Raw genomic sequence first — 13,056 nt, 5'->3', positions numbered from 1 at the left:
AGCCCATGCCCGGTCGCCCGAGCGCGCGTTGACGCCGTAGGCCGTTGAGCGGCCTGTCATCGCGTGCTGCCTCAGATCCGCGGCACAGCGAGCCTTCCCCTCCCTGAACCGCCGGTGCACCTGCCGTGCGCCGGGTGGCGGGCCTCGTTCTCGGTACCCCCAAGGGGCACACTGTGTCGTCCGATTCCTCAGCTGTATCCGATGCCGGCCGGCCGGTTCCGTCCCGCCTGTGGAGGGACCGGGACTTCCGAAGGCTCTGGCTCGGCCAGGCATCCTCCCAAATCGGCGAGCAGACAAGCCTGGTGGTCCTGCCGCTGATCGCCGTACTGACGCTCGACACGGACGCCGGCCGGCTGGGCGTCCTCCGCGCGGTGGGGCAGGCGCCGATCCTGCTGTTCTCGCTCTTCGCCGGCGCTTGGGTCGACAGACGGCAGGCCCGCACGGTGATGGTGCTGACGGACGCGGGCCGGGCACTGGCGCTGGGCGGCGCCGCGCTGGCCGGCCTCCTGGGCGGACTCGGCCTGCCGGCACTGCTCGTGGTCGCCTTCGTTGCCGGAACCCTGTCCGTGTACTTCGATGTGGCGTACCAGGCGTCTCTCGTACGGCTGGTACGACGCGATCAACTGGTACGGGGCAACAGCGCGCTGGAGGGCTGCCGGTCAGCGGCTCAGCTGGGCGGCCCCGCACTCGGGGGTGCGATGGTGTCGCTTCTGTCGGCGCCCGTCGGGGCCGCGTGCAGCGCTGGGTTCTTCGTGCTGTCGGTCCTGTCGATCGGGCGGATCCGGCGCCGCGAAGCGGTCCCGTCGGCCTCGTCGGTCGCATCGACCCCGGTGAAGGCGGAGAATCCGGAACCCCCTCGGGTATGGCTGCGGATCCATCAGGGTCTGCGCTTCGTCGTCGGCGATACCTGGCTGCGGATCGTGGGCCTCGCCTCGGCCGCCTTCCAGTTCTCCTTCGCCGCCATGATGACCGCCTATCTGCTCTTCCTGCCGAGGGAACTGCACCTTTCGGGGGCCGCCGTCGGCCTGGCGCTTGCTGCGACGGGTCCGGGCGCGCTCCTGGGGTCGCTGCTCGCCGCCCGGCTGCCGGGCCGGTTCGGTCATGGCGCCGTGCTTGTGGGCGCTGCGGTGCTCGGGGACGGGGCGACGCTGTGTGTGCCCCTGCTGCACGGTCCCTCAGGGGGGACGATGGCCGCGCTCCTGTCGGTCAACTTCGTGTTCGGCACCTTCGGCCAGCTGGTGAACGTCACGGCCATGTCTCTCCGGCAGGCCGTTACTCCGGAGGGGATGCAGGGTCGCGTCACAGCGACGATCACGTTCGCCGGCATGGGCCTGACCCCGCTGGGCTCTCTGCTCGGTGGCTGTCTCGTCCAGCAGTGGGGGCTGCGCACGAGTCTCCTGGTGACAGCCGCCGGCATGATGGTGTCGCCGCTGCTGATGGTCCTGTCACCGCTCGCCCGGGTGGGACGGACACTGCCGGTTCCGAAGGCCGTACCCCCGGGCGGGCGCCCGCCGATGACGTAGTGGTGGACGTGCGAACATCAGTCCAGTGTCTGAGTGAGTTCGCTGCGGTCCGACGTGTGCACGACCCTGCCGCGTGCGCCATTGACGATCGGCATATACGGCGGGACATGACCGCATTCGACATCGGCGATGATCGGCACGTTCAGCGGTCCGAGTGCGTCGATATCCACATCGCCCCGGCCGTCCAGCCTGGTCCGTCCACCTGCCGGGGGCGTCGAGCAGGTACGTACACGCCTTCGGCTCGGCCCGGAAGTCGTCTCATCCCGTGGTGCGGTGACGGTTCGGCGGGGGGCGCGGGTATCGAACTGACATACGCCAGATCCTGGCACGGGACTGGCGTGTCACCAAGGGGATTCCGGCGGTCGCGCATCACGAGGTCTCGAACGCCTGGGTGACGGCGAGACTGTCCTCGTAGACGTGGTGCCGGGTGACGAGGCCGCCCTCGACCGTGAGGTGCAGTGCGAACCGGGCCCGGTAGGCGCGTCCGGTGGGCAGGGCGGTCTGGCGGATCTCGCCGAGCACGACCGCGTCGCTGCCGTCGATGAGGATGCGCTCGATCTCGGTGGCCGCGAGCCCGGGAACATGGTGCTCCGCCAACTCGCGGTAGTGCGCGGCGGCATCGGCCCGGGTGGACCGGTGGCGGATCCACGGTGTGGCCGAGCGCCCGTGCTCGGCCTCCGGCCAGTCCAGCTTCCAGTCGCCCTTCTCGGCGTACAGCTCGGCGATCCGCTCGGGGTCGCCCTCACCGATCCGGCGCAGCAGCTCCTCCACCAGGGTGCGGGTGGTCATGGGCGTGGTTGTTGTGGGCACGTGCGTTTCCTCTCCACTGCTCAACTACGGTGTTCCGCCGGGTCTTTTCGGGCTTCTGTAGCTGTATCTACGGGGTCCGCATCGCGGTGGTGCGGACAACGCCATTCTCGGCGGCGTCGTGAGCGCTCGGCAATTACCTCCCGGGTAAGCGCGCGACCCCGAGCTCCCCTCGCGTCAGGAGGGATGTGCCGGCCGCCTCCAGAACGCCGTCTCCGATGCGTGGCGGTTTTCCGGCACTGGTTGGCAGAATATTGGAAGTGCGACAGCCCCGGGATGCCGAGCATGGATGTGTGTCCAGGAATAAGTTGATCCCTCTGCTGTCTGTCGGTCACGCCTGCGTGGATGTGTACCAGGGTGCGGTGGCCGCGCTTGTGCCGTTCTTCGTTGCCGAACGTGCCTACAGCTATGCCGCCGTGTCCGGGATTGTCCTCGCCGCGTCACTGCTGTCATCGGTGGCCCAGCCCGTGTTCGGTCTGCTGACCGACAAGTGGGCGATGCCGTGGCTGCTGCCGGTGAGCACCTTGCTCGGCGGCGTGGGGATCGCACTCAGCGGTGTGAGTGGCTCGTACAAGCTGACGTTGGTGTTCGTCGCGCTGTCCGGGCTCGGAGTGGCGGCCTATCACCCCGAGTCGGCTCGGGTCGCGCGGCTGGCCGGCGGCGGCAGCCACAGCGGTATGGCGTGGTTCTCTCTCGGCGGCAACCTCGGGTTTGCGGCGGCGCCGCTCATGGTGTCGGCCGTCGTGGTGACCGGTGGCCTGCGGCTCTCGCCGCTGCTCGTGATTCCGGCCGTGGTCGGCAGTGTGCTCTGTCTGCCGGCATTGCGGGCGCTGGAGAGGAACGGGGCGGGGCGTGCCGGTGCGGCGGCGAAGGCGGGGCGTGATGACCGTACTTCGTTCGTCAAGCTCTCACTCGTGGTGGTCTGCCGTTCCATCGTCTTCATCGGACTGAGCACCTTCATCTCGCTCTATGCCAGGCAGCGCATGGGAGGCAGTACGCCGGCGGGCACCGCCGCACTGTTCGTGCTCTACCTGGGCGGTGCGGTGGGTTCCGTGCTGGGCGGCAAGCTGGCCACCCGGTGGGACCGGGTGACCGTGGCGCGCTGGTCGTATCTCGCGACGGCGGTCGCCGTGGCCGGGATCGTGACCGTCCCGGGTCCGGTGCTCTACCTGTTCGTGGCGCTGGCTTCCGCCGGCCTCTACGTACCGTTCTCGCTCCAGGTAACCCTCGGTCAGGACTACTTGCCCTCCCGGGTCGGCACGGCCAGCGGGATCACTCTTGGCCTGACCGTGAGCATCGGTGGTCTCGCCAGTCCGCTCATCGGTGCTGTCGCCGACGCGACATCCCTTCGTACGGCGCTGGCTCCGCTGGTGGTGCTTCCGGTGGTGAGTTGGCTGCTCCTGCGAACCCTGCCCGAACCGGCCCTGCCTGCACTGTCCATGACGGCGCAACACTCGGGAGGGATCGACGTTGACGAACCTCTGCCCGGCAGGCCCGCCCAACCTGCCGAGCCCGCCCCGCCGGTTCACCCCGTTCCGCCTGTTCCGCCCGTTCAGCCCGATCGCCGGTGAGTGCTCCCTTGGCGTCCCGCGCAGTGCGTCCGATTGTCCCAACGCCGGGCGGGATCGGCTTCACCCTTTGGTCTTCACGCCGACAGCGAGGTATGGAGCATCCCGGCAGCCGGTGTCCGAGCCCGGCGCCCGACCGACGACCGGGCCCGAGTCGGCCACCTCTGCATCTCGCCGGACGCCGCCCTGCTCGCCTGGACCTCGTCCCGCGACGGTGTACCGGAGGCGTACGCCGCCCCGCTCGACGCCGGACCGCCGCGCACGCTGTGCCCCTCGGGCACGAATGATCCTGAGGTTACTTGCCGCCTGTGACAGTCCGGGTCACAACTCGGCTGCCACGGTGAGGCCCTCCAGCACCGCTTCCTCGACGGTGCGCGGAGTGACACAGTCGCCGATGGTGAAGACCTGTCCGGGCGCGATCCCGACGGCCACGGGATCGACCTCGTTGACCGGCACATGGCCCTGGGCGAGCACCACGGCCGCGACGCCATCGAGCAGCACAGGCTCCTCCGTCAGAGTGTGCTGGAGGTAGACGGTGTCGGAATCCGCGCCGTACAGCCGCACGTTGGGCACGATGTCGATGCGCGCCCGCGCCGCCTGCCCCAGCATGGCGGAGCGGACGTACTGCTGCAGGTGCTCGCCCGCCGCGAAGCCCGTCACGCAGAGCGTCACCTTCCGGCCCTGGCCGGCGAGCCGGAGTGCGACCCCGATGCCGATCCAGTCGCCGCGCCAGTCCGCGACCACGATCCGCCCGCGCGGCACCTCACCGCCCCGGATCACCTCCCACGCGTCCAGTACCACCGGGTCGTCGATCAGCTCCAGCTTCGCCGTGCGCGGGCGTGCGCCCGTCGCGAGTACCACCGCGTCCGGAGCCACGGAGGCCACGGTCCCGGCATCCACCCGCGACCCCACCAGGATGCGGACTCCCGAACGCCGTGCCTCGCCCTCCAGGTTGGTGATCGCCCCACCGAACTCGGCCCGCCCTGGCAGCTGTTCGGCGAGCAGCACCTGGCCACCGACGCGCCGGCCCGCTTCGTGCAGCTCCACCTCGTGGCCGCGCGCCGCGGCCACCGCCGCCGCTTTGAGACCGGCCGGTCCGCCGCCCACGACCAGCACCTTCTTCCGTCGGGTGATGGTCGGCAGCACTCCGAAGCGGCGTTCGCGCCCGGTCTCCGGGTGCTGGATGCACGAGATCGGGTACCCGAGCTGGAAATGCCCGATACAGGCCTGGTTGCAACCGATGCAGGCGCGGATCTCCTCGGTGCGGTCCTCGGCTGCCTTGACCGGCAGCTCCGGGTCGCAGATCAGCGCCCTGGTCATCGCGCAGGCGTCGGCCTGCCCGCCCGCGATGATCTGCTCGGCCTCCTGGGGCTGGTTGATCCGCCCGGCCACCATGACGGGAACTCCGACCACGGCACGTACCCTGGCCGCGAGCGGCGCCGTGTAGCCGGCCTCGTGGAACATGGGCGGGGCGATGTGCTGCGCACCGGACAGGCTGGCCGAGCTGCCTGCGCAGACCGATACGTAGTCGAGCAGACCTTCGGCGTCGAGTTCGGCGACGGCCGCGAGGACCAGTTCGGCGCCGAGGCCGTCGTGGCTCAACTCGTCGCCGGAGATGCGCAGACCGACCACGAAACCGGGCCCGGCCTGTTTCCGTACCCTGCGCAGCGACTCACGCAGGAACCGCAGCCGGCCCTGGTCGTCGCCACCCCAGCCGTCGCTGCGTACGTTGACCTCGGGGTTGAGGAACTGCGCCGGCAGGTACCCGTGGCTGGCGACGACCTCGACACCGTCCAGCCCGGCCTCGCGCAGCCGGCGGGCCGCCTGACCGTACCCGTCCAGTACCTCCTCGATCTCGGCCCCGGTCATGGCACGCGGCATGACATGGAAGCGCTCGCTCGGGGTGGCGGACGGTGCCCAGGCGACCGGTGCGCTGCCGTCCTTGGACTCCAGGATCTCCCGGCCGGGGTGGAACAGCTGCCCGAAGACCTTCGCCCCGTGCTGGTGCACCGCCCGGGCGAGACGGGCATAGGCAGGGACGCAGTCGTCCTCCGTGGCCATCAGTACGTGGGTGGTGTAGCGGGCCGACTCGTGCACCCCGGAGACCTGGAGCACGATCAGGCCCGTTCCGCCTGCGGCGCGCGCCTCGTGGTAGGCGATCAGGTCCTCGGTGACCGCGCCGTCCCGGACCAGTACGGTGTCGTGCCCCGAGGACAGGATTCGATTGCGCACCGTCACCGGGCCGATGCGCAGCGGGCTGAACAGATGGGGGAACTGCACTGCCATGGACGTCCTCCCTGAGACCTAGGCGCGTACGCCGAGTACGGCGCGCGCGGTACCGAGCAGCAGCTCGGCGTAGCGTTCTGCGGTGAGCCCGCCCCCGGACGCGACGGCCAATTCGCAGCCGTCGACCATCACCACCAGTGACCCGATCGCGAGGTCCACCGGCAGCACCGGGGTGAACTCCTCGCTGCGCAGGCCCGTGTGGACGATCTCGGACATCAGCGTCTGCCACTCGGCGTGCACCCGGCGCACCCCGTCCCGGAGTTCCTCCCGCCGGGAGGCGCTGGCGCAGAACTCGGTCCAGGTCGCACAGCGCCGGGTGAGGTCCGGGTCCGAGGTGAGCGCCTGGACCAGCAGCTCGAAGCGGCGCCACGCGCTGCCGGCCTCGACGGCGACCCTCCTCCAGCGCTCGATCAGATCGTCGATGGACCAGGCGAAGGCTTCGAGGAACAGGGCGTCGCGCGTCTCGAAATAGTGCTGAAGGGAGCCGATGGACAGTCCGGCCGTGGTGGCGACGTCCCGCAACCGGCCCGCGTCGAAGCCGCGTTCGGCCAGTACCTCCGCCGCCGCCTGCAGAATGCGTTCCCGTTGTGCGTCCATGCCGCTCCCCGCTGATCGGAAGTCCCTCCGGGCTCTTCCCAGCCAATAATAAAGCATTATTGTGACGGGCGACACAATGATGTGCTCCCTAGGAACGGGTGATCGGCGTGCACCAGGATCAGAACGACGCCACAGAGCTGCGCAAGACGCTCACCTGGCGCGACGGCTTCGCCATCGCACTGGTCGTCCCCAACGGCCTGCTGCTGACGGTCGGTTACGGAATCGGTGCGGTCGGCGGCTGGACCGCCATCGCGCTCTGGGTCGGCGGCGCGGTCGTCGGCCTGCTGCAGAACATGCTGTTCGCGGAGACCGCCGCGATGTTCCCCGGAATGTCGGGTGGCGTCAGCCGCTACGCCATCGAGGGATGGAAACGGTACTTCGCTCCGCTCGGAGCGGTCGCCTCGTTCGGCTACTGGATCGGCTGGTCGTTCAGCATCGCGGTGAACGCGGCGGCGATCGGCGCCCTGGTGCGGACCCAGTGGTTCCCGCACTCCGGCACGACCCATGTACTCGGCCACCCCCTGGGAGTTTCCGAACTCGTCGCCGTGGCCGCCATCGCCAGCGGGTGGGCGTGCAACTTCTTCGGCGCGAGACTGGCCGCCGGTACGAGCAAGGTCATTGCCGCGATCGTCATCGCCGCGCTCGTGGTGGTCGCCGCGGCGCCGCTGCTGCACCCGGGCACCTGGCACGTCCAGCGCCTGACCTGGTACCACGGCGGCAACTGGATGACGCTCGCGGTCTGGTTCTACGTCACCGCGTGGTCCACCTACGGCACCGAGATCTGCGCCTCGTTCGCACCGGAGTACCAGGACACCGTCCGCGACACCGCGAAGGCGCTGCGCTGGACCTCACTGGTCGCCCTGGGAATCTTCTTCGTCGTGCCACTGTCCATGATCGGCTCCATCGGCGAGGACGCCTTCCGCGCCGACCCGGTCGGCTCCTTCGCGGTCGCTCTGGAACGGGCGCTCGGCGGCTTTTCCACGCTCGGGGTGCTGGTACTGATCGTCTCGATGTTCTTCGGGATGGTCTCCACCACCGCGGACGGCGGCCGCGCCCTGTACGGCCTGGCCCGCGAGAAAATGACGCTCCGCCAACTCGATCACCTCAACCGCTGGGGCGTGCCCGGGAGGGCTCTCACCCTGGACGCGGTCATCAACAGCCTGGTCGTACTGCTGCTCGGGGAGCCCCTGGCCATCCTGGTGGCCAGCAACTTCGGCTACCTGGTGGCGATCACGCTGGCTGTCGCGGCCTTCCTGCTGCTGCGCCGGGACCGCCCCCACTGGCCCCGCCCCATCCGCCGTGGACGGATCTGGGTCCCGGTCGCCTGGCTGCTGCTCGCCTTCAATCTGCTGATCCTCGCGACCGGCGTCACCCACCCGTCCCTCGCCGGCTACGGCGGCGCCACGGAGACCCTGGTGGGCGTCGGCATCCTGCTGCTCTCCGTCGTGCTCTTCGTCTACCGCTGTCTGGTCCAGGACCGAGAGCGCATCGCCTGGCGCATCGAGACGCCGTCGGTGCCCGGGCGGCCCCCGGCTTCCGGCGGAACCGAGCATGCCCGTACGGGGAAGCAGGAGGCTTCCGAACCGTCCCGGTCCGCCTGACGTCTGCTGAATGCCTCGCGCCCACGGCCGGGCGACGGGGTGGTCGGCCTTCCGCCCGACGACCTCGCCGCCCCGCTGCTACGCCGCGAGCGCGTCCCGTGGCGCCGTCAGCGGAAGGCGGCCTGACCGGTCAGGGCCTGACCGATGACCAGGGTGTGCATCTCCGGAGTGCCTTCGTAAGTCAGCACGGACTCCAGGTTGTTCATGTGCCGGATCACCGGGAACTCCAAGGAGATCCCGTTGGCGCCGAGAACGGTCCGCGCCGTACGGCAGATCTCCAGGGCCTTGTTCACGTTGTTGAGCTTGCCCAGGCTCACCTGCTCCGGGCGCAGCCCCACCCCGTCCTTGCGGCGGCCCAGGTGCAGGGCCAGCAGGGTGCCGTTGGTGAGCTCCACGGCCATATCGGCCAACTTGGCCTGGGTCAGCTGGAAGCCGCCGATCGGCCGTCCGAACTGTGAACGCTCCCCGGCATAGGTCAACGCCGTCCGGAAGGCGCTGCGGGCTGCCCCCATGGCACCCCAGATGATGCCGTAGCGGGCCTCGTTGAGGCAGGACAGCGGTCCGCGCAGACCACGTACCTCCGGGAAGGCGGCAGCCGCCGGCAACCGGACCCCGTCCAGCGACAGCTCACTGGTCACCGAGGCGCGGAGCGACATCTTGTGCTTGATGGTGTGGGCGGAGAAGCCGGGCGTGCCGGTCGGCACGACGAACCCGCGTACGCCTTCCCCGGTCTGCGCCCACACCACGGCGACATCCGCGACCGAGCCGTTGGTGATCCACATCTTGCTGCCGTCCAGCACCCAGTCGGCGCCGTCGCGGCGGGCACGCGTGCGCATGTTGCCGGGGTCGGAGCCGTGGTCGGGTTCGGTGAGGCCGAAGCAGCCGATCGCCTCACCGGAGGCCATCTGCGGCAGCCACCGCTGTTTGTGCTCCTCGCTGCCGAACCGCCGGATCGCGTACATCGCCAGCGATCCCTGCACGCTGACCAGCGAGCGGATTCCGGAGTCGCTCGCCTCCAGCTCCAGGCAGGCGAGACCGTAGTCGACCGCGCTCATGCCCGCGCAGCCGTAGCCGTCGAGGTGCATGCCGAGCAGACCGAGGGTGCCCAGTTCCTTGGCGAGTTCGCGTATCGCGGGCAGCTCGCCCGCCTCGAACCACCCCGCGACATACGGGTCGATCGACGACTCACATACCTGTCGGACGGCGGCGCGCACGGCCTTCTCGTCCGGACTGAGCAGGTCGTCGATATCGGCCAGGTCGAGCGGGTCGGCCTTGGTGCGCGGGGAGTTCGATCGAGTCATGAGGTCACCTCGTTTTCGTTCGTGGGACGGTGGAGGGGCGGGCTGCCGGGTTCGGACAGCCAGGCCCGGACCACGGAATCGTCGGCGCCGAGTGCCGGGGGTGGTGTCGGCGGCCGGACCAGGCCGGTGGAGTAGGTGGCGGCGTGCCGCGGTACGGGTGTGCCGCCGGCCGGGGTGACCGTGGGGGAGAGGCCCAGGCGCTCGGCGAGTGCGAAGCCGTCGGCCACGGTGCCGACCTTCCCCGCGGGGACTCCCGCCTCGGTGAGGCGTTGCTGCCAGACGGCGGATTCGTCGGCAGCGAGCAGCTTCTCCAGTGCCGTGACCAGCTCGGCCCGGTGGCCGACCCGGGCCGCGTTGGTGGCGAAACGGGCGTCGTCCGCCAGCTCCGGCCGGCCCAGAGCCGCCGCGAGACGGGTGAACTGCCCGTCGTTGCCGCACGCCACCGCGAGCAGCCCGTCCCGGCAGCGCAGCGTTTCGTACGGGGCGATCGAAGGGTGGCGGTTTCCCATCCGCTCCGGAGAGCGGCCGGTCTCCAGACAGCTCTGCGCCTGGTTGACCAGTGACCCCAGCAGGCTGGAGAGGAGATTGACCTCCACCCGGCAACCGCGACCCGTCCGGGTGCGCTCCGTCAGCGCGGCGAGTACGCCGACGGCGGCGTCCTTGCCGGTGAGCACGTCCACCAGGGCGACACCCGCCTTGGTGGGCTCTCCGTCGGCCTCACCGGTGATGCTCATCAGCCCGCCCACAGCCTGCACGACGAAGTCGTAGCCGAGGAGGTCGGAGCCCTCTCCGCTGCCGAACCCGGTCACCGAGCAGTACACGACGCCTGGGTTGGCCGCGGCGACGTGCTCGTAGCCCAGACCGAGGCGGTCGAGTGCTCCCGGACGGAAGTTCTCCACCAGCACGTCGGCGCGCCGGGCCAGCTCCTGTGCCAGGGCAAGGTCGCCGGGGTCCGAGAGGTCGAGCGCGGCACTGAGCTTGGAGCGGTTGACGCTCTCGAAGTAGGTGCTGGACGTCGCCGACCACGGCGGGCCCCAGGAACGGGTGTCGTCGCCGGAACCGGGCCGTTCCACCTTGACCACGGTGGCGCCCAGATCGGCCAGGGTCATCGTGCACAGCGGTCCGGCCAGCACGCGGCTGAAGTCCGCCACCAGGACACCTTCCAGGGGGCCGGTCATGACACCCTCCGTACCGCGCCCGTAGAGGAGCGCGGGGAGAGCGGACCGCGCCGCGGTTCGAATCCCTGCACGGGCGGGGCACTTGGAGCACTTGGAACGCTTGGCAGTCCGGCCGCGGGGTGCGGCCGGGAGGTGACATCGGTCGTCACGGGAGGTCCTTCCGAAAGCCAGAGGCCGTGTGGTGGCTGTCAACCTAGGCACCGGTGGGCCGGCAAATCATGGGACGATCCGCACAAGAATTCCTGGACTGCGGTCAGAACGCCCACATGCGGGACGCGTGCGGCGATCAGCGAGAGCCCGCGCCCACGCTCGACACTCCCGGCCGGGATCTTGGCCGGCCCCTTCCGAAGCCGCGCGCTCTTCGGAAAGCACGGGCCCCGGCATGGGGCACACGGCGAACACACCCGGTCCGGGTCAGGCCAGTCCGTCTTCTCGCAGGGTGAGCCAGAGCCGGCTGGCGACATCGGGATCGTCCAGGTCGGCGTCCAGCAGCGTGGCGGCCCTGCCGATGCGGTGGCGCAGCGTATTGCGGTGCACTCCGAGGTCGGCTGCCGCGCGTTCCCACTGTCCGCGGTGGCGCAGATAGGCGGCCACAGTCCCCACAAGGTCGGCGTGGCGGTAAGCGAGCAGGGGCTCCAGGGTGGGCGCGGCGGCGACGCCTTGGCCGGCCAGGTCGCGGAGCGTTCCGGCGGGAACGCCCGCCAGCGTGCGGTTGAGGGCCGGCAGTTGCCGGTGCAGCTCGGCCACGTCGGTCTCGGTGCCCAGCACCGCTCGCACGCGGCCGGCCAGCAGTGGCCGTGCGGCGGCCGCGACGGCTGGGGCGTCGCACGGCTCGATAAGGATCAAGATGCGGTCCGCTTCCACAACGGCCGGGAAGTGCCGCCTCTCCCTGGCCACAGACATCTCCAGGGAGTCGAGGACCTCCTCGCCGCCCGGGCCGGTGTCGATGGCCAGCACGAGAGGCCGCATACGTGGAACGATCGCCGGCAGAGCCAGTTCCGCTGCCAGGGCCCGGGCCGCGTCGACGAATCCCGCCATCAGGAGCCGGCCCACGCAAGCGCGGGTCGCCCGGGTGCCCGCCACGAGGCGTCGGTGCTGCTCGCTCTGCAGGGCGAGCAGGGCGCAGGCGGTCAGCGTCAGCTGCCTGTCGGGGCCGTTCATGGGCCTTGGACAGCCGACGGCGACGAAGCCGGTGAGCCGACCCCGGCTCGTCAGGGGCTGGAGCAGTACGTCATCGGTCCCGAGCGGAAACGTGGCCGAGGAGTGCGGACCGGCGACACGGAGCCGGGCCACCTCTGCGCTGGTCTTGCGGGCGCTGGCCCGGCGCCCCCGTGGCCAGACCTCCACCACCTCTCCCTGCGCGCTCAGTTGGGCAGCCCATCCTGCTACTGCGCCGGCCAGCGTGCGGACGACGGTCGGCACCGGGTTGGGCCCGGCCGCCGCCCGCACGAGCTCACGGTGCGAGACCAGCGCTGAGGCCAGCTGCTCCTGACCGGCGGCCGCGACCAGGGACCAGTAGGTGCGGGCAACGACCAGGAAGGGGGTGGGTCCCGGCACGACCAGCAAAGGCAGGCCGACTGCCTCGCAGGCCTCGGTCAGCGCCTCGGGCACGCGCTGGTGGGAGGGCCCGAGGCCGATGGCGAGAGCGGCAACGCCCCGGCTCGCGAGCCGGGTTGTGTAGGCGCGTGCCTGGGCGGTGCGGCCGGACAAGCACATCCCGGTTGTCAGGAGGAGTTCGCCCCCCGAGAGATAGGGTGTCGGGTCGGCGAGTTCGCTGACATGCACTGCGGTGACCTCGCGCGGCGGCGGGACCGCCGGGCGGACCGGGGCGAGATCCGTTCCGAGCGTGCGGACGAGTGCGGCAAGCGTGGGCATGGGTCCTTCTTCTGCGGCCGGTGCGGTGCAGCGCTGTTCCTGCCACTGTTCACGACAGCCCTTTCCCCGTGAAGCGTAGGTGCCGCCCCCGGACCGCTACAGGCCGGGTCGCCACGTGGTCCGCGCGCCGGCACCCGGCCCCGTCACCTTCCACGCCAACATCATCTGTGGCATGGCCCCCGACGTGACGGGGAACTCCGTGACCGTGCAGCCGGGTCAGGTGGGCGAGTCGTCCGGGCACTGCGCCTTCTACAGCACCGGTATCGGCGGCATCAGCTGGACCGTGGGGTAGGGGGTAGGGGGCAGGAGCAGGGCCCCAC

The 13,056-nt window shown here is 70.5% G+C and carries 9 protein-coding genes and 1 pseudogene; 3 read left to right on the top strand and 7 right to left on the bottom strand.

Annotated features, from left to right (window positions below):
* Positions 1-173 precede the first annotated feature (173 nt).
* Positions 174-1,523: an MFS transporter gene (locus OG385_RS33405; RefSeq protein WP_323183953.1), complete on the top strand. Its 1,350-nt coding sequence runs from the start codon at positions 174-176 to the stop codon at positions 1,521-1,523.
* 17 nt (positions 1,524-1,540) lie between these two features.
* Here the strand turns inward: OG385_RS33405 and OG385_RS33400 are convergent.
* Both OG385_RS33400 and OG385_RS33395 read right to left on the bottom strand, forming a co-directional pair.
* Positions 1,541-1,826, bottom strand: a pseudogene (locus OG385_RS33400) (hypothetical protein); the annotation flags it as partial.
* A 66-nt stretch (positions 1,827-1,892) separates the two neighbouring features.
* On the bottom strand, positions 1,893-2,312 hold the full coding sequence (locus OG385_RS33395; RefSeq protein WP_266861448.1) for a nuclear transport factor 2 family protein: 420 nt from the start codon (positions 2,310-2,312) through the stop codon (positions 1,893-1,895).
* A gap of 311 nt (positions 2,313-2,623) precedes the next feature.
* Between OG385_RS33395 and OG385_RS33390 the strand changes: the two genes are divergently transcribed.
* A complete protein-coding gene (locus OG385_RS33390; RefSeq protein ID WP_266862151.1) occupies positions 2,624-3,901 on the top strand; it encodes an MFS transporter in 1,278 nt (425 codons plus the stop codon).
* 318 nt (positions 3,902-4,219) lie between these two features.
* Here OG385_RS33390 and OG385_RS33385 read toward each other — a convergent pair whose 3' ends face one another.
* Entirely contained in the window at positions 4,220-6,184 is a 1,965-nt protein-coding gene (locus OG385_RS33385; RefSeq protein WP_266861447.1) for an FAD-dependent oxidoreductase, read from the bottom strand.
* An 18-nt stretch (positions 6,185-6,202) separates the two neighbouring features.
* The gene (locus tag OG385_RS33380; protein WP_266861446.1) at positions 6,203-6,781 is read right to left on the bottom strand and encodes a TetR/AcrR family transcriptional regulator; all 579 of its coding nucleotides are present in this window, start codon (positions 6,779-6,781) and stop codon (positions 6,203-6,205) included.
* 107 nt (positions 6,782-6,888) lie between these two features.
* On the opposite strand from OG385_RS33380, the gene OG385_RS33375 reads away from it, so the two are divergent.
* Complete coding sequence (locus OG385_RS33375) at positions 6,889-8,382, top strand: APC family permease (RefSeq protein WP_266861444.1); 1,494 nt, start codon at positions 6,889-6,891, stop codon at positions 8,380-8,382.
* 107 nt (positions 8,383-8,489) lie between these two features.
* Here OG385_RS33375 and OG385_RS33370 read toward each other — a convergent pair whose 3' ends face one another.
* From OG385_RS33370 to OG385_RS33360, 3 genes are all read right to left on the bottom strand, one after another.
* A complete protein-coding gene (locus OG385_RS33370) occupies positions 8,490-9,683 on the bottom strand; it encodes an acyl-CoA dehydrogenase family protein (protein ID WP_266861442.1) in 1,194 nt (397 codons plus the stop codon).
* Positions 9,680-10,861 carry a CaiB/BaiF CoA-transferase family protein gene (locus tag OG385_RS33365; protein ID WP_266861441.1) on the bottom strand — a complete coding sequence of 394 codons (1,182 nt, stop codon included), beginning with the start codon at positions 10,859-10,861 and terminating at the stop codon, positions 9,680-9,682. The genes OG385_RS33370 and OG385_RS33365 overlap by 4 nt, the downstream gene beginning before the upstream one ends.
* Before the next feature lie 414 nt (positions 10,862-11,275).
* Positions 11,276-12,736: a PucR family transcriptional regulator gene (locus OG385_RS33360; protein ID WP_266861440.1), complete on the bottom strand. Its 1,461-nt coding sequence runs from the start codon at positions 12,734-12,736 to the stop codon at positions 11,276-11,278.
* Positions 12,737-13,056: the final 320 nt, after the last annotated feature.

It is taken from the genome of Streptomyces sp. NBC_01306, assembly GCF_026340465.1.
Taxonomy (GTDB): Bacteria; Actinomycetota; Actinomycetes; order Streptomycetales; family Streptomycetaceae; genus Streptomyces.
This window is presented reverse-complemented; position numbering and strand designations above follow the sequence as displayed.

Bases quoted from the DNA above. Each gene is read 5' to 3' on its own strand.
- OG385_RS33370 (WP_266861442.1), bottom strand. From the start codon at position 9,683: ATGACTCGATCGAACTCCCCGCGCACCAAGGCCGACCCGCTCGACCTG.
- OG385_RS33385 (WP_266861447.1), bottom strand. From the start codon at position 6,184: ATGGCAGTGCAGTTCCCCCATCTGTTCAGCCCGCTGCGCATCGGCCCG.
- OG385_RS33360 (WP_266861440.1), bottom strand. From the start codon at position 12,736: ATGCCCACGCTTGCCGCACTCGTCCGCACGCTCGGAACGGATCTCGCC.
- OG385_RS33380 (WP_266861446.1), bottom strand. From the start codon at position 6,781: ATGGACGCACAACGGGAACGCATTCTGCAGGCGGCGGCGGAGGTACTG.
- OG385_RS33365 (WP_266861441.1), bottom strand. From the start codon at position 10,861: ATGACCGGCCCCCTGGAAGGTGTCCTGGTGGCGGACTTCAGCCGCGTG.
- OG385_RS33395 (WP_266861448.1), bottom strand. From the start codon at position 2,312: ATGACCACCCGCACCCTGGTGGAGGAGCTGCTGCGCCGGATCGGTGAG.